The sequence below is a fragment of the Streptomyces sp. NPDC012769 genome, from assembly GCF_042901205.1.
Classification (GTDB): Bacteria; Actinomycetota; Actinomycetes; order Streptomycetales; family Streptomycetaceae; genus Streptomyces.
In genome coordinates this window covers 433,612-448,544 of the sequence record NZ_JBIBCP010000004.1, presented here as the reverse complement: position 1 = coordinate 448,544, position 14,933 = coordinate 433,612, and the positions used below count along the sequence as shown (strand labels likewise).

15 protein-coding genes are annotated in these 14,933 nt (G+C 72.5%); 8 read left to right on the top strand and 7 right to left on the bottom strand.

The genetic code is table 11. From position 1 onward, the window contains the following. The first annotated feature begins 42 nt into the window (after positions 1 to 42). A complete protein-coding gene (locus ACFY7C_RS23320) occupies positions 43 to 1,077 on the top strand; it encodes an LLM class flavin-dependent oxidoreductase (protein ID WP_389653815.1) in 1,035 nt (344 codons plus the stop codon). Positions 1,078 to 1,174: 97 nt separating this feature from the next. Here the strand turns inward: ACFY7C_RS23320 and ACFY7C_RS23315 are convergent, their stop codons facing one another. Further along, positions 1,175 to 1,567 (bottom strand): SCO5389 family protein, encoded by a 393-nt coding sequence (locus tag ACFY7C_RS23315; RefSeq protein WP_015036224.1) that lies wholly within the window; start codon positions 1,565 to 1,567, stop codon positions 1,175 to 1,177. A 238-nt stretch (positions 1,568 to 1,805) separates the two neighbouring features. Between ACFY7C_RS23315 and nucS the strand changes: the two genes are divergently transcribed. Then, positions 1,806 to 2,495, top strand: a complete 690-nt coding sequence (nucS, locus tag ACFY7C_RS23310) for an endonuclease NucS (protein WP_389653813.1) — start codon at positions 1,806 to 1,808, stop codon at positions 2,493 to 2,495. Positions 2,496 to 2,570: 75 nt separating this feature from the next. Here the strand turns inward: nucS and ACFY7C_RS23305 are convergent, their stop codons facing one another. From ACFY7C_RS23305 to ACFY7C_RS23290, 4 genes are all read right to left on the bottom strand, one after another. Continuing rightward, positions 2,571 to 5,186 carry an ATP-binding protein gene (locus ACFY7C_RS23305; RefSeq protein ID WP_389653811.1) on the bottom strand — a complete coding sequence of 872 codons (2,616 nt, stop codon included), beginning with the start codon at positions 5,184 to 5,186 and terminating at the stop codon, positions 2,571 to 2,573. 185 nt (positions 5,187 to 5,371) lie between these two features. After that, positions 5,372 to 5,695: an STAS domain-containing protein gene (locus ACFY7C_RS23300; RefSeq protein ID WP_019889522.1), complete on the bottom strand. Its 324-nt coding sequence runs from the start codon at positions 5,693 to 5,695 to the stop codon at positions 5,372 to 5,374. A gap of 161 nt (positions 5,696 to 5,856) precedes the next feature. Beyond that, on the bottom strand, positions 5,857 to 6,705 hold the full coding sequence (locus tag ACFY7C_RS23295; RefSeq protein ID WP_389653809.1) for a 3-hydroxyacyl-CoA dehydrogenase family protein: 849 nt from the start codon (positions 6,703 to 6,705) through the stop codon (positions 5,857 to 5,859). Between the two features lie 148 nt (positions 6,706 to 6,853). After that, on the bottom strand, positions 6,854 to 7,492 hold the full coding sequence (locus ACFY7C_RS23290) for a TetR/AcrR family transcriptional regulator (RefSeq protein ID WP_389653807.1): 639 nt from the start codon (positions 7,490 to 7,492) through the stop codon (positions 6,854 to 6,856). 72 nt (positions 7,493 to 7,564) lie between these two features. On the opposite strand from ACFY7C_RS23290, the gene ACFY7C_RS23285 reads away from it, so the two are divergent. The 3 genes from ACFY7C_RS23285 to ACFY7C_RS23275 are packed head-to-tail and all read left to right on the top strand — an operon-like array spanning position 7,565 to position 9,682. Next, positions 7,565 to 8,338, top strand: coding sequence for an ABC transporter ATP-binding protein (locus ACFY7C_RS23285; protein ID WP_389653805.1), 774 nt, complete (start codon positions 7,565 to 7,567; stop codon positions 8,336 to 8,338). Between the two features lie 8 nt (positions 8,339 to 8,346). Next, on the top strand, positions 8,347 to 9,096 hold the full coding sequence (locus ACFY7C_RS23280) for an ABC transporter permease (protein WP_389653803.1): 750 nt from the start codon (positions 8,347 to 8,349) through the stop codon (positions 9,094 to 9,096). Between the two features lie 13 nt (positions 9,097 to 9,109). Further along, positions 9,110 to 9,682 carry a cob(I)yrinic acid a,c-diamide adenosyltransferase gene (locus ACFY7C_RS23275; RefSeq protein WP_389653801.1) on the top strand — a complete coding sequence of 191 codons (573 nt, stop codon included), beginning with the start codon at positions 9,110 to 9,112 and terminating at the stop codon, positions 9,680 to 9,682. On the opposite strand, the gene ACFY7C_RS23270 is transcribed toward ACFY7C_RS23275, so the two are convergent. Then, complete coding sequence (locus ACFY7C_RS23270; protein WP_389653799.1) at positions 9,602 to 10,267, bottom strand: hypothetical protein; 666 nt, start codon at positions 10,265 to 10,267, stop codon at positions 9,602 to 9,604. The two genes, ACFY7C_RS23275 and ACFY7C_RS23270, sit on opposite strands and share 81 nt — an antisense overlap. A gap of 173 nt (positions 10,268 to 10,440) precedes the next feature. Between ACFY7C_RS23270 and ACFY7C_RS23265 the strand changes: the two genes are divergently transcribed. The 3 genes from ACFY7C_RS23265 to ACFY7C_RS23255 all read left to right on the top strand — a co-directional run bounded on the left by ACFY7C_RS23265 (position 10,441) and on the right by ACFY7C_RS23255 (position 14,249). Beyond that, the gene (locus tag ACFY7C_RS23265) at positions 10,441 to 11,637 is read left to right on the top strand and encodes a sensor histidine kinase (protein ID WP_389653797.1); all 1,197 of its coding nucleotides are present in this window, start codon (positions 10,441 to 10,443) and stop codon (positions 11,635 to 11,637) included. Beyond that, positions 11,634 to 12,275 carry a response regulator gene (locus tag ACFY7C_RS23260; RefSeq protein WP_389653795.1) on the top strand — a complete coding sequence of 214 codons (642 nt, stop codon included), beginning with the start codon at positions 11,634 to 11,636 and terminating at the stop codon, positions 12,273 to 12,275. Before ACFY7C_RS23265 ends, ACFY7C_RS23260 begins: the two co-directional genes overlap by 4 nt. Before the next feature lie 123 nt (positions 12,276 to 12,398). Next, positions 12,399 to 14,249, top strand: a complete 1,851-nt coding sequence (locus ACFY7C_RS23255) for a glycosyl hydrolase family 18 protein (RefSeq protein ID WP_389653793.1) — start codon at positions 12,399 to 12,401, stop codon at positions 14,247 to 14,249. Here ACFY7C_RS23255 and ACFY7C_RS23250 read toward each other — a convergent pair. Continuing rightward, positions 14,230 to 14,895, bottom strand: a complete 666-nt coding sequence (locus ACFY7C_RS23250; RefSeq protein ID WP_389653791.1) for a 4'-phosphopantetheinyl transferase family protein — start codon at positions 14,893 to 14,895, stop codon at positions 14,230 to 14,232. The genes ACFY7C_RS23255 and ACFY7C_RS23250 overlap by 20 nt on opposite strands. Positions 14,896 to 14,933: the final 38 nt, after the last annotated feature.

Genomic DNA, 14,933 nt, shown 5'->3' with positions numbered 1-14,933 from the left:
AGTCCGAGGGGGAGACGCGCCGTCCGCGAGGAGGCAGAAACGATGCGCGTGGGTACGTTCGTACTGGCCGCCCAGTTCCCGGGCCAGGGCCAGGGGGAAGCACTGCATCGCGCGGTGCGGACCGCCGAGGTCGCCGAGGAGGCGGGGCTCGACTCCGTCTGGCTGGCGGAGCACCATTTCGTGCCGTACGGGGTGTGTCCCTCGGCCGTCACGCTGGCGGCCCTGCTCCTGGGCCGCACGCGCCGGATCCGGGTCGGCACGGCGGTCAGCGTCCTGCCGAGCGTCCACCCGGTCGGGCTGGGCGAGCAGGCGGCGCTGCTGCACGTGACCTCGGGCGGCCGGTTCACCCTCGGGGTGGGCCGCGGCGGGCCGTGGGTCGACCTGGAGGTCTTCGGATCGGGGCTCGCCGCGTACGAGCGGGAGTTCCCCGAGTCGCTCGATCTGCTGCTGCGCTGGCTCGGCGAATCCCGTGTCGGCGCCCAGGGGGAACGATTCGCTTTCCGCGAGGTGGCGGTCGTGCCGGCCCCCGGCGAGCTGATCGGCGGTCCGGCCGCGCCGGAGGTGGTGCTCGCCTGCACCTCCCAGCGGAGTGTGCGGCTCGCCGCCGAGCGGGGCCTGCCGATGCTGCTCGGCATGCACTGCGGGGACGAGGAGAAGGCCGAGATGGTGGCCTGCTGGGAGCGGTGCGCCCGGGAGGCCGGGCACACTCCGGACGAGATCGCCCGGATCGGGACCGGCCATGTGTCGGCCGGTGTGGCCCAGGTCGCCGACCGCACCGCGGACGCGGTGGAGGCCCTGGTGAAGGCGATGCCCGGCTGGCTGAAGCAGGGCCTGGACGCGCATGTGACGGTGGACGGCCGGCAGCGCGCGATGCGCGACCCGGTCGCGTACACGGAGCTGCTGTGCGGGCTGCACCCGGTGGGGACGCCCCGGCTGGCGGCGGACCGGCTCGCGGCGACCGCCGAGCGCACGGGCATCACCCGCTTCGCGCTGCTCGCCGAGGGTTCGGGCGACCTCGCGGCGACGGAGGAGAACGTGCGGCGGCTCGGCGCCGAGGTGCTGCCCCTGCTGGTGTGACGGTTCATGTACGAGGGTTCACGGCGGTGCAGGACCGTGCCGCCGCCCCGGCATCCCTATCGTTCTCCCGCGATGCGGAGCGGCGGCACCAGGCCTGTCAGCAGTCGCGCAGTTCGGGCGACTGGTTGAGGAGCTGCCCCCGTACGGAGGTGAAGCGGGCGAGCCGCTCGTCCACCGACGGGTCCAGCGGGAAGACCGCCACACGGTGGCAGTTCTGGAAGGCGAGACGCACCCCGAAGTGCCGCTGCAGCGCACCGCGGATGGCATCGCTCGCGAGTGCACGCAACAGCTGACCACGTGCCTGCTCATTCGGCGGCGGCGTCTGGTTGTCGGCGAACTCTCCGCCGTCGACCTTCAGCTGTGCCACCAGAGAACTGATCATCTCCCATGCGTAGGGCAGGGAGGTCCGGACGCAGTCGACGAAGTCGGCTTCGTCGACCTCGCCTCGCTCGGCCTGTTCCAACAGGGCCGGTGAGACGTCGAGCGACATGGGTTCTCCTCTCGCGACCCCGCGAGCGGGGTCTTGCGGGCAGGGGCAGGGGCCGGCGGCGCGCACGCAGCGTGCACGGGCGACGACCTCCTGTCCTCCACGGTAAGCGCCGGGTCCTGACCGCACCAGGAGATTGGGCACACAACCGGCCAATAACCGACGGGTGTTGGGCGTACGCCGGGCGGGCGTTACGGGCCGAATCGCGTAGAGCATCGTCCGTCTTGTAGCGTTGCGGACCATGCGTCTCGTCATTGCCCGTTGTTCCGTGGACTACGCGGGTCGGCTCACGGCCCACCTGCCCTCCGCGCCCCGTCTGATCCTGGTCAAGGCCGACGGCAGCGTCTCGATCCACGCGGACGACCGGGCGTACAAACCGCTCAACTGGATGTCGCCGCCCTGCACGCTGAAGGAATCCGCCGACGGCGAGGCCGTGGAGAACGGCGCGGCGGCGGTCTGGACCGTGATCAACAAAGCGGGCGAGAAACTGATCATCACGATGGAGGAGATCCTCCACGACTCCTCGCACGAACTGGGCGTCGACCCGGGTCTCATCAAGGACGGCGTGGAAGCGCACCTCCAGGAGCTGCTCGCGGACCGCATCGAGACGCTGGGCGAGGGATGGACGCTGGTCCGCCGCGAGTACCCGACGGCGATCGGGCCCGTGGACATCCTGTGCCGGGACTCCGACGGGGCGACGGTCGCGGTGGAGATCAAGCGGCGCGGCGAGATCGACGGCGTGGAGCAGCTGACCCGCTATCTGGAGCTGCTCAACCGCGACCCGCACCTGGCGCCGGTGAAGGGCATCTTCGCGGCCCAGGAGATCAAGCCGCAGGCGCGGGTGCTCGCGACCGACCGCGGGATCGACTGCGTGGTGCTCGACTACGACGCGCTGCGCGGGATCGAGGACGACAAGCTGCGGCTCTTCTGAGCCCCCGTACGTAGGTACGGATACGCGGGAAGGCCCGGGTGCGGTGGACGCACCCGGGCCTTCGGCGTACGCGGGTCAGGCCGGGGAGCCGCTCTCGGTGGAGGATCCGGAGCGGGAGGCGGACGCGGAGGCGGAGTCGCTGGGCGTGCCGCTCGTGCTCGCGGACGGCGAGGGCGCGGTGGTCGAGCTCGACGGCGACTCGCTGGGGGTCGACGACGACGGGCTGGGCTTCGGGGACTGTGTCCCCGTCGGCGACATCGTCGGGCGCGGCGGCGTCTTCGTCGGGTCGCTCGGCTCACGGGTGTCCGTCGCGGACGGCGAGGACGTCGGGTCCGGCGCGCTGCCGGTCGGGCCGGTCCCGCCCGGGGACGCCGTACCGGTCGGACCGGGGGACGCCGTTTCCGAGGGGCGGTCGGTCGGCTCCTCGGTGGGCTCGGTCTCGCCGCCGGTGCCGTCGTCCGTGCCGTCCGGGCCGGTGCTGCTGTCGGAGGTGACCCGGTCGGCGCCGGGTTCGGCGCCGTCGCCTGAGGTGGCGCCGAGGGTCACCACGGTGCCGAGCACGGCGACGAGGAGCGCGCCCGCGCCGACGGCGGCCAGGTTGCGGCGGGCGCCGGTGAGGATGCCCTTGCGCAGGCCGCCCCGCCGGTCGTCGTCCCGGTCGGGGGCCGGGCCGGCACCGGGCCGTACGCCCGCGCCCGTGCCCGCGCCCGTGCCCGTACGGGCGACGACCGTCGGGGGCTCCTCCATGAAGGCCGGGAAGGAGCGCGGCGGGGTCGGCGGGGCGAGGTCGGGGAAGGCGGGCTTGGCGGGGAGCGGCGTGGTCGCGGGGATGCCGCGGGGCGGCGAGGCCGGCCCTTCGCGGCGCGGCAGGGCGGGCGGCCGGGAGCCCTGCGCCGGGGTGGCGGCCGGTGTGCCGGCGGGCGGCGTGGCCGGGGACGCGGGTTCCACGGGGGTGGTCTCGCCGGCGAGGTCGGCGACGAGCGCGAGGGCCCGGCGCCCGGCGACGGTGCCGCGCTTGTCGGCGAGGGCGCCGCGCATGCCGATGGAGGCCTCCAGTTCGGCGCGGGCCCGCTGGAGGCTGCCCCGGCAGAGCGCGAGGATGCCCAATTCGTGGTGGAACCATGCCTCTTCGGCGACCTCGCCGGACATGCGGGCGGCTTCCTGGCCGCCGCGCAGGGCGCGTTCCCAGGCGCTCCAGTGCAGTCCCGCGGCGAAGGCGGGCGCGGCGGCGCGGGCGAGCCGGACGGCGGTGACCGGGTGCTCTGCCTCGGCGCCGGGGACGAGCACGGCGAGGGCGGCGAGCAGGGAGTCGGCCTCGGCGGTGGCGCGCTCGGGGCTGACGGACGGGTGTCCGGCCCACCAGGCGTAGTGCTGGGCGACGGTGTGGGCGCGGCCGGCGGGGTCGGGCTCGTGGTTCTGCGCGAGCAGCTGGGTGAGGACGCCGGCGGCGAGCCGGTAGCGGGTGCCGACCGGGGAGAGCAGTCCGCAGGACATGAGCTCGCCGACGGCCGCGTCGGCATGGGTGTCGCCGACGAGGGCGGGCAGATGCGCCTGGTGGGGCACCTCGCCGCCGAGGGCGACGGCGAAGCGCAGGGTCTCCTGGGCGGCGCGGCTGAGCCGGGAGGCGAGCAGGGCGGCCGGGGCGGCGCCTTCGCCGAGGCTGGGCAGCGGTACGGCGCGGACCTCGACGTCGGGGTCGTCGGCGGGGTCCGCGGCCGCGCCCTGGGCGGTGGTCCCGGGGCCGGACGGGCCGAAGGCCTCCTCCAGGGCGCCGAAGGCGTCGAACTCGGCGGGCGCGACGCGGAGCCGGTCGCGCTGCCGGAGCAGGGCGCCGGCCTGGACGAAGCGGAGCGGCAGCCCTTCGGACTCGAACCAGAGGTCGCCCGCCCAGTTGGCCTCGTCCTCGGTGAGGGCGCGGCCGACGGCGCTCTCCAGGAGTTCGACGGCGGCGGCGCGGCCGAGTCCGGGGAGTTCGACCTCTTCGAGGGCGGCCTCGGGCGAGGCGGCGGGGGTGTCGGGGGTGGCGGCGAGGAGGAAGGCGCAGTCGGGGGTGGCGGCGAGCAGCTCGTCGAGCGCGGCGCCGCCGAACTCCAGGTCGTCGACGACGACGATGGCGCCGATGCCGCGGACCTCGAGGAGGAGTTCCTCGCGGTCCGGCCGGAACGCGGGGGCGTGCTGGACGGCGTGGAAGAGCTCGTACAGCAGGTCGGTGGGCGCGCGGTGGTGGCCGGAGAGCCGGACGACGCCGTCGGGGGCGATCTCGGCGCAGTCGGCGGCGACGGCGTCGAGGAGGGTGGTGCGTCCGGAGCCGGCGGGGCCGGTGAGCCGGGCGGAGCGGCCGCGGCTGAGGTGGTGGACGAGCTTTTCGCGCTGTTCCTGCCGTTCGAGCAGCGGGAGGGCGGGGGCCGCGGGGCCGGGCGGTACGGGCGGGTGGGCGGCGCGGGCGGCGTCGGCGCGCTCCTGGGCGGTGCGGCGGCGGGGTGCCGGGGGCTGTTCTCCGGGCGGGCACACCTCGATCTCGCTGCCGTCGAGGGGGTTGACGGTGAGCAGGAGGCCGCCGGAGACGAGCCGGGCGGTGCGCACCCGGGCGGGGGCGGTGGACGCGGGCGTGGGTACGGCGTGTCCGGGGCGGGCGTCCTCGCCCTCGGCGTCGTGACCGTACTCCTCCGGTCCCCGGTTGATCGGGTCCATGGTCCAAGCTCCCAAGCGGCGGGCGATGTGCAGGCGAGCCGACCCTAGACGGTTGTCCGACCTCCGGGAACAGTCGGGGTGGCACCGAGCCCAAGACGTCATGGTCTTGTGAGGATTGCGCGTGACGCCTGGTTCTCACAGTGGCTTCACAGCCGCGTGTCGCGGCTGTGACGTGTGACGACCGTTCAGACGCGGGGCAGCGACTCGGCGGCGAGTCCGCCCTCGATGGCGAGGATGCGGTGCAGCCGGGTGGCGACGAGCAGGCGCTGCATCTGGGGCGGCACTCCGCGCAGCACCAGGCGGCGGCCGCACCGGCCGGCCCGGCGGTGGGCGCCCATGATGACGCCGAGCCCGGTGGCGTCCCAGGAGTCGAGGCCGGTCAGGTCGAGCACGAGGTCGCCGACGCCGTCGTCGACGGCCGAGTGCAGGACCGTGCGGGCGTCCGCCGCGCTGCGGACGTCGAGGCGGCCCCCGACGACCAGCTCGGCGTGGTCGCCCCTGATGTGCATATGCGCTCCCCGAGAGTGCTCCGTCGTGTGCCCGTCCACGCAACGCTTGACTGCCGCATCGGCAGAAGCGTTGCGCCTTGTAAGCGAACCGATATCGAAATTCACCCCTGAGGGCGATGGTGCGGGGGCGGTCGGACCCCTGTGCGGAACCGGTGTGCGGTTCAGTACGTGTAGAAGCCCTGCCCGCTCTTGCGGCCGATGTCACCCGCGTCCACCATCCGGCGCATCAGCTCCGGCGGCGCGAACTTCTCGTCCTGGGTCTCGGCGTAGATGTTGCTCGTGGCGTTGACGAGGATGTCGACGCCGGTGAGGTCGGTGGTGGCGAGCGGGCCCATGGCGTGCCCGAAGCCGAGCTTGCAGGCGATGTCGATGTCCTCGGCGGTGGCCACGCCCGACTCGTAGAGCTTGGCGGCCTCGACGACGAGCGCCGTGATGAGGCGGGTGGTGACGAAGCCGGCCACGTCGCGGTTGACGACGATGCAGGTCTTGCCGACGGACTCGGCGAACTCCCGTGCGGTGGCGAGGGTTTCGTCGCTGGTCTTGTAACCGCGGACGAGCTCGCAGAGCTGCATCATCGGGACCGGCGAGAAGAAGTGGGTGCCGACGACGGCCTCCGGGCGCTCCGTCACCGCGGCGATCTTGGTGATCGGGATGGCGGAGGTGTTGGAGGCGAGGACGGCGCCGTCCTTGGCGACCTTGTCGAGGGAGCGGAAGATCTCGTGCTTGACCTCGAGCTTCTCGAAGACGGCCTCGACGACGATGTCGGCGTCGGCGACCGCGTCGAGCTCGGTGGTGGCGGTGATCCGGCCGAGCGCGGCCTCTGCCTCGGCGGCGTCCAGCCTGCCCTTGGCGACGAAGCGCTCGTAGGAGGTCTTGATGGCGTCGGTGCCCCGCGTCAGTGCGGCGTCGGTGACGTCACGCAGGACGACGTCCCAGCCGGCCTGGGCCGAGACCTGCGCGATGCCGGACCCCATGAGTCCGGCCCCGATGACGGCGAGCTTCCTGGCCACGTCTTCCACCCCTCAATGCCCGTAACAACTGTTCACTTCTGGCTCTCCGGCGGAGATTAGCGGGCGCGGGCGGCGTTGTGACCGATAAGTAAGGCGCGTCACGTCCCCTTTGACGGACGTCACACTCACGACAGGCCGGGCGGGTGGCTCAGTCGGCCCGTACGGCGTAGTCGAGCACCTTGTCGCTCAGCACCTCCTCGATCTCGTCGAGGAGGTCGAGGGTCTCGCGGGAGACGGTGGTGGCCTTGCGGCCGGCGCTCATCTCGCGGGTGATGTACCCGACGGCGGTGTTCTCGATCCAGGCGATCTGTCCGCCGACGAGGAGCGGCAGCGGGTCGTCCTCGGCGGCGGCGGTCTCCTCGCGCAGGGTGGCGACGACCGCGTCGTGGACCTCCTGCTGGAGGTAGAAGAGCCGGGCCTTGAGGGTGGGGGCGTGCTCGATGACGTTCATGAAGGCGTCGAAGCCGTCCATGAGTCCGTACGCGGGCGAGACGGCGCCGATCTGCTGGCGCATCTCGCGCAGCACGGCCCGGGCGGCGGACTCGCCCCGGTCGCGGCCGCGGATCATCCGGGACAGGCGGAGGGTGACGCCTTCCATCCGGTCGAGGAAGAGGTCCTCCTTGGCCGGGAAGTAGTTGTAGACCGTGTTGACGGAGACGTCCGCGGCTTCCGCGATCTCCGCGATGGTCACGGTCACGAAACCGTGCTCCAGAAACAGTCCGGTCGCGATGTCCGAGATCCGCTGTTTCGTCTGGCGCTTCTTGCGCTCCCTGAGCCCCTCAGCCATGGCGCCATTCTAGGTGCCCCTGAATTCTTGGAGGCGTTGCAAAATTTCAAAGACTCTGTTTTTGTGGTCACCATGCCCATCATCAGTACGGCCGGGCTCTCCCGGACCTTCCTCACCAAGAACGGCCCCGTGGAGGCGGTGCGCGGCATCGACCTCACCGTGCGGCCCGGCGAGATCCTCGGACTCCTCGGGCCCAACGGCGCCGGCAAGACCACCACCCTGCGCATGCTCACCACGCTGCTGCCGCCCACCGGCGGCGCCGCCACCGTCGCGGGCCACGACCTGCTCGCCGCCCCCGCCGCCGTACGACGCCGGATCGGGTACGTCGCCCAGTCCGGCGGCGTCGACCCGCAGGAGACCGTGCGCTCCGAACTCGTCACCCAGGGACGGCTCTACCGGCTGTCCAAGGCCGCGGCCGCCGCCCGGGCCGAGGAGCTGGCCCGGGAACTCGACCTCACCGAGCTCCTCGACCGCTCCACCGCCGCCCTCTCCGGCGGCCAGCGCCGCCGCCTCGACCTCGCGATGGGCCTCACCCACCGGCCCGAGGTGCTCTTCCTCGACGAGCCGACGACCGGGCTCGACCCGGGCAGCCGGGCCGACCTGTGGGCGCTCGTACGCCGGCTGCGCGACGACCACGGCACCACCGTGGTGCTCACCACCCACTACCTCGACGAGGCCGACGCGCTCGCGGACCGGCTGGTGATCGTGGACCGGGGCGTCGTCGTCGCCGAGGGCAGCCCGGCCGCCCTCAAGGCGGAGCACGGCGTCACCACCCTCCAGGACGCCTTCCTCGCCGTCACCGGGCGCGGCCCGGCCCCCACCGACCCCGTTCCCGTCGCCGTATAGGACCCGCCTTGCTTCTCCACGACACGGCGCTCGTCTTCGGGCGCTACGCCCGCCAGACCCTGCGCTCCCCGTTCCAGATCCTCTTCGGCGTGCTGATGCCGCTGATGTACCTGCTCTTCTTCGGGCCCCTGCTCACCGGCCTGCCCCTCGGTCGCGAGGGCGACTCCTGGCAGGTCCTCGTCCCCGGTCTGCTGCTCCAGCTCGGTCTCTTCGGCGCCTCGTTCGCCGGCTTCTCGCTGATCATGGAGAAGAACTGGGGCGTGGTGGAGCGGATGCGCGTCACCCCGGTCAGCCGGCTCGCGCTGCTGCTCGGGCGGGTGCTGCGGGACGCCTCGCTCTTCGTGTTCCAGGCCGTGCTGCTGGTCCTGGCCGCCCTGGTGATGGGGCTGCGGGCACCGGTGACGGGGATCCTGATCGGATTCTGCTTCGTCGCCCTGCTGACCTTCGCGCTGGCCTCCCTCTCGTACGTGCTCGCGATGAAGGTCCGCACCCCGCAGGAGTTCGGCCCCGTGATCAACGCGCTCGCGATGCCCTCGATGCTGCTGTCCGGCCTGATGCTGCCGATGGCGCTCGCGCCCGGCTGGCTCGACGCGCTCTCCCGCCTGATGCCGTTCCGCTATCTGGTGGACGCGGTGCGGGACGCGTACGTCGGGCGGTACGCGACCCCGGCGATGCTGTACGGCGTCCTCGTCGCGCTCGGACTCACGGCGCTCGCCGTGACCATCGGCACACGCGCCTTCCGGAAGGCCGGGGCGTAACTACGCTGGTGGCATGGTCAATCTGACGCGCATCTACACCCGCACCGGCGACCAGGGCACCACCGCCCTCGGCGACATGAGCCGGACCGCCAAGACCGATCTGCGGATCTCGGCCTACGCCGACGCCAACGAGGCCAACGCCGTCATCGGCACGGCCATCGCCCTCGGGCAGCTCGACGAGGAGGTCGTGAAGGTCCTCGTCCGCGTCCAGAACGACCTGTTCGACGTGGGCGCGGACCTGTCCACGCCCGTGGTCGAGGATCCGAAGTACCCGCCGCTGCGGGTGGAGCAGACCTACATCGACAAGCTGGAGGCGGACTGCGACCGCTTCCTGGAGCCGCTCGAGAAGCTGCGCTCCTTCATCCTGCCCGGCGGCACGCCCGGTGCGGCGCTGCTGCACCAGGCGTGCACGGTGGTCCGGCGCGCGGAGCGCTCGACCTGGGCGGCCATGGAGGTGCACGGGGAGACGATGAACCCGCTGACCGCCACGTACCTCAACCGGCTCTCAGACCTGCTCTTCATCCTTGCGCGGACCGCCAACCAGGAGGTCGGGGACGTCCTGTGGGTCCCGGGCGGGGACCGCTGAGTCCTTCCCGGTCCCCTTCCCCACCGGCTCCTTCTTCACCGGCTCCTTCTTCACCGGCTCCTTCTTCGGCCAGATCGCGTAGCTGAGCGCGATCAGGCCGTGGATGCCGACGGCCCGCCAGGCCCCGTACATCCACATCCGCAGCGAGGACGTGTCGCCGGTGTCGCCGACGTACCAGGACGCGAGCAGCAGCAGCCCGGACGCCACGGCCGCTGCCGTCACCGAGCCCAGCCAGACCGCGCCCTCGTGGCGGGCGCGCGCCATGCCGTAGCGCGGCGGCTTCACCGGCGGAGGGCCGCCGCCGAGACGGTGGGCGGCGTGACCGTCGAGCCACTTCACGGTGCGGTGGCCGTGGCCGACGGTGTAGCCGATGTACACGGCGGCCAGCCCGTGCCGCCAGCTCGGGTCGGCGCCGTTCTTCAGATCGATCGTGGTCACCACCAGGAGCAGGACCTCGAGCAGCGGCTCGCACAACAGCAGCGCGAGGCCGGTACGCGGCATCCTCAGCAGATAGCGGGCGGCCAGGCCGGCGGCCAGCAGCACCCAGAATCCGACCTCGCAGACGACGATGAGCGTGACGATCACGACCAGGCTCCTTCCGGTCTCCCCCGTTGTCCCTCCCAGCCTCCCGTGCCCCGCGGCCCGTTTCGTCGTCGCGACCGACGAACCACGTCTACATCCTTCGACGGAGGGGCGGCGCGCCGCGGATCGGCCCCGACGGCGACGTCCGGTCGGCCGGCAGCGTGTTGGATGAGGGGGTGAGACTCCCCCGCCCGCACCGCGTCGACCTGCTCATCGCCGCCGGTGGCCTGGCCTTCGGCCTGCTGCTGTGGGGCTTCGGCATGGTGGTCAAGACCGAGGCCCTGATCGAGACGCGGTGGGCACCACTGGTGCCGCTCCTGGTCATGACCGCGGCGGAGACGGTCCGCCGGTCCCTGCCGCGCACCGCGCTGCTGGTCGGCACCCTCACCGTCGTGGCGAACGAGTTCACCTACGGCAATGTGCTGACCATCCTGATGTTCACGGACGTCGTCTACGCCGCCGTGGTGTACGGGACGCCCGCTTCGGCCCGCCGCATCCCGTACACGACCGGGCTGATCACCGTCGGCATCACCATCGGCTTCCTGGTCTGGTGGCAGAACGCCTACGCGCTGCTGATCGGCGTGGCCAGCGGCATCGTCTGCTTCCTGCCCGCCCTCACCGGAGCCGTGGTGCGCAACCACCGCCAGGCCGCCGAGGCGGCCAGGCTGCGCGCCGAACAGACCGCGCTGCTCGCCGAGATGGACCGCACCCAGGCGGTGGTCGCCGAGCGCGCCCGGATGGCCCGCGAGCTGCACGACATGGTGGCCAACCACCTCTCGGCGATCGCCATTCACTCCACGGCGGCGCTCTCGCTGGACGACCCGGACACCACGCGGCGGGCACTGGGCGTGATCCGGGAGAACAGCGTGGCGGGCCTGGACGAGATGCGGCGGCTGATCGGCCTGCTCCGGGACAGCAGCGGCGACGCCGAGCCCGCGGCGGCCCCCACGCTGGCGGGCCTGGACGCGCTGGTCGCACAGGCCCGGACGAACGGCACGTCCAGCGGGCTGACGTTCGCCCTCGACGACGGCCGCGAGGACGGCGGGGAGCCGCTGCCGGCGCCGGTCGAGCTCGCCGCCTACCGGATCGTGCAGGAGTCCCTGACCAACGCCCTCAAGCACGCCCCGGCCGGCCCGGTCGTGGTGCGTCTCGCCCGCGACGACCGGGTGCTGACGGTACGGGTGACCAGCCCGTTCGGGGACCGTCCCGGCCCTCGCGCGCCGGGTTCGGGGGCCGGTCTGGTCGGCATGCGCGAGCGGGTGGCGCTGCTCGGCGGGGAGTTCGAGGCGGGGCCCGTGCCGAACGGGGACGGGACGAAGATCTGGCAGGTGCGGGCCGTGCTGCCCGCCGAGGAGAGGACACCGGAGGCATGACGATCCGGATCGTGGTCGCGGAGGACCAGAGCGCGGTACGGGCCGGGCTCGTGCTGATCCTGGGCAGCGCGCCCGACATCGAGGTGGTGGGCGAGGCGGCGGACGGCGAGCGGGCGGTGGAGCTGGCCCGTGAACTGCGTCCGGATCTGGTCCTGATGGACGTGCAGATGCCGCGGCTCGACGGGGTGGCGGCGACCCGGCAGGTGGTGGCGGAAGGGCTCGCCGACGTCTTGGTGCTGACCACCTTCGACCTCGACGAGTACGTGTTCGGGGCGCTGCGCGCGGGCGCGGCGGGCTTCCTGCTGAAGAACACCGACGCCAGGGACCTGGTGGAGGCGGTGCGGACGGTGGCGCGCGGCGAGGGCCTGATCGCCCCGGCGGTGACCCGGCGGCTGATCGCCGAGTTCGCGGCGCCGAGCCGGCCGGTCCCCGCGGCGTCCGGTGCCGTCGACGCGCTGACGCCCCGGGAGCGGGAGGTGCTCGCGGCGCTCGGCGCGGGGCTGTCCAACGCGGAGATCGCGGTGCGTCTGGAGATGGCGGAGGCGACCGTGAAGACCCATGTGTCGAAGGTGCTCGGCAAGCTGGAGCTGCGAAGCAGGGTGCAAGCGGCGGTCCTGGCAAGGGAGTTGGGGCTCTAGTCACGACCGGGTGACGTTGGTCTGGACCTCTTGACGATTGGTCCAGACCTTCCTACGCTCGCGGGGCGCGCGCATCTCCACGGACCACCCCCACCTTGTCCGTCCGCAACTTGAGGAGCACCGTTGAGCACTCAAGCACCGACGCGCAGAACAGGGTTCAGACACCGGGCCGCCGCCGGTCTGACCGCCCTCGTCCTGCCCCTGGCCGCCATGGTCGGCCTCGCCGCCCCCGCCGAGGCGGCCACCTCCGCCACCGCCACGTACACCAGGGTCTCCGACTGGGGCTCCGGCTTCGAGGGCAAGTGGACGGTGAAGAACACCGGCACCACCACCCTCTCCTCCTGGACCGTGGAGTGGGACTTCCCCTCCGGCACCGCGGTCACCTCCGCCTGGGACGCCACCGTCACCGGCTCCGGCACCCACTGGACCGCCAAGAACGTCGGCTGGAACGGCACCCTCGCCCCCGGCGCCACCGTCTCCTTCGGCTTCAACGGCAGCGGCTCCGGCTCGCCCAGCGGCTGCAAGGTCAACGGCGGCTCCTGCGACGGGTCCACCCAGCCCGGCGACAGCGCCCCCTCCGCCCCCGGCACACCCGTGGCCTCGGGCGTCACCGACACCTCCGTGAAGCTCACCTGGACCGCGGCCACCGACGACAAGGGCGTCAAGAACTACGACGTCAAGCGCGACGGCACCACCGTCGCCACCGTCACCGGACTGACGTACACCAACACCGGACTGACCGCGGGCACCGACTACAGCTACACCGTCGTCGCCCGCGACACCGCCGACCAGACCGGTCCGGCCAGCGGCGCCGTCTCCGTGCGCACCACCGGCGGCGGCGGGGGCAACCCCCAGCCCGGCGGCACGGTGAAGATGGGTTACTTCACCAACTGGGGCGTCTACGGCCGCAACTACCACGTCAAGAACATCGTGACCTCGGGGTCCGCCTCGAAGATCACCCACATCAACTACGCCTTCGGCAACGTCACCGGCGGCAAGTGCACCATCGGCGACGCCTACGCCGACTACGACAAGGCCTACACCGCCGACCAGTCCGTCGACGGCGTCGCCGACACCTGGGACCAGCCGCTGCGCGGCAACTTCAACCAGCTGCGCAAGCTGAAGAAGGCCTACCCGCACATCAAGGTCCTCTGGTCCTTCGGCGGCTGGACCTGGTCCGGCGGCTTCGGCCAGGCCGTGCAGAACCCGACCGCCTTCGCCCAGTCCTGCTACGACCTGGTGGAGGACCCGCGCTGGGCCGACGTCTTCGACGGCATCGACCTCGACTGGGAGTACCCCAACGCCTGCGGCCTGTCCTGTGACACCAGCGGCCCGAACGCCTTCAAGAACATGATGCAGGCCATGCGCGCCAAGTTCGGCGCCAACAACCTGGTCACCGCGGCCGTCACGGCCGACGCCTCCGCCGGCGGCAAGATCGACGCCACCGACTACGCGGGCGCCGCGCCGTACATGGACTGGTTCAACGTGATGACGTACGACTTCTTCGGCGCCTGGGCGGCGAAGGGCCCGACGGCCCCGCACTCCCCGCTCACCTCCTACCCCGGCATCCCGCAGGCGGGCTTCAACTCCGCCGAGGCGATCGCCAAGTTCAAGGCGAAGGGCGTCCCGGCGAACAAGCTGCTCCTCGGCATCGGCTTCTACGGCCGCGGCTGGACCGGAGTGACGCAGAAGGAGCCCGGCGGCACCGCCACCGGACCCGCCGCCGGCACCTACGAGCAGGGCATCGAGGACTACAAGGTCCTGAAGAACTCCTGCCCGGCCAACGGCACCGTCGCCGGCACCGCCTACGCCCACTGCGGCACCAACTGGTGGAGCTACGACACCCCCGCCACCGTCACCTCGAAGATGGGCTGGGCCAAGAACCAGGGCCTGGGCGGCGCCTTCTTCTGGGAGTTCAGCGGCGACACCTCGAACGGCGAGCTGGTCGGCGCCCTCAACAGCGGACTGAACTGACCGTCCGAGGAACGATCCGGTGGGCCGCGTCCCCCAGCAGGGCGACGGCCCCCCGGTACCCCTCCCCCGCGTCCACGTCGTACAGCCGCACCGGCGGGTGCGGCTGTACGCCGTCCCGCCCCCGCCAGCCGAGCAGCTCCGCCGGCCGGTCGGGGGCCGAGACGGTGAGCCGCGCGGGATCCACCCGCAGCCCCTCCCCGGTCGCCTTCAGGACCGCCTCCTTGCGCACCCAGTACGCGGTGAAGGCCGCCGCCCGCTCCGGGCCCGGCACGCGATCGAACACCGCCCGCTCCTCGCCGGACAGCACCGGCAGCGGCAGCTCGGCCAGATCGGTGACCCGCTCCACGTCCACCCCCACCGGGGTGCCCGAGGTCAGCGCCACGGCCACCCGCTCCCCCGAGTGCGAGAGCGAGAACTCCACCGGAGCGTCCTCCAGGTACGGCTTGCCGTGCGGCCCGGCGGAGAAGACGAGCCCCGCCGGATCACGGCCCAGGGCCTCGCCCAGGACCAGCCGCAGCAGAGCGTGCGCGGTCAGGTACGACGCGCGGTCGGCCTCGCGCAGCAGCGACCCGTACACCCGGCGCTCGCGGTCGTCGAGCAGCCGGACGCGGTCCGGGGAAACGGAAACGGCCCGGGCGGTCCACACATGGCACTCACCGGGCCGTACAGAAAGATCAGAGAGAG

Excerpts from the sequence above, each read along its gene's own strand:
- ACFY7C_RS23320 (WP_389653815.1), top strand. The coding sequence starts at position 43 with ATGCGCGTGGGTACGTTCGTACTGGCCGCCCAGTTCCCGGGCCAGGGC.
- ACFY7C_RS23315 (WP_015036224.1), bottom strand. The coding sequence starts at position 1,567 with ATGTCGCTCGACGTCTCACCGGCCCTGTTGGAACAGGCCGAGCGAGGC.
- nucS (WP_389653813.1), top strand. The coding sequence starts at position 1,806 with ATGCGTCTCGTCATTGCCCGTTGTTCCGTGGACTACGCGGGTCGGCTC.
- ACFY7C_RS23305 (WP_389653811.1), bottom strand. The coding sequence starts at position 5,186 with ATGGACCCGATCAACCGGGGACCGGAGGAGTACGGTCACGACGCCGAG.
- ACFY7C_RS23300 (WP_019889522.1), bottom strand. The coding sequence starts at position 5,695 with ATGCACATCAGGGGCGACCACGCCGAGCTGGTCGTCGGGGGCCGCCTC.
- ACFY7C_RS23290 (WP_389653807.1), bottom strand. The coding sequence starts at position 7,492 with ATGGCTGAGGGGCTCAGGGAGCGCAAGAAGCGCCAGACGAAACAGCGG.
- ACFY7C_RS23285 (WP_389653805.1), top strand. The coding sequence starts at position 7,565 with ATGCCCATCATCAGTACGGCCGGGCTCTCCCGGACCTTCCTCACCAAG.
- ACFY7C_RS23275 (WP_389653801.1), top strand. The coding sequence starts at position 9,110 with ATGGTCAATCTGACGCGCATCTACACCCGCACCGGCGACCAGGGCACC.
- ACFY7C_RS23260 (WP_389653795.1), top strand. The coding sequence starts at position 11,634 with ATGACGATCCGGATCGTGGTCGCGGAGGACCAGAGCGCGGTACGGGCC.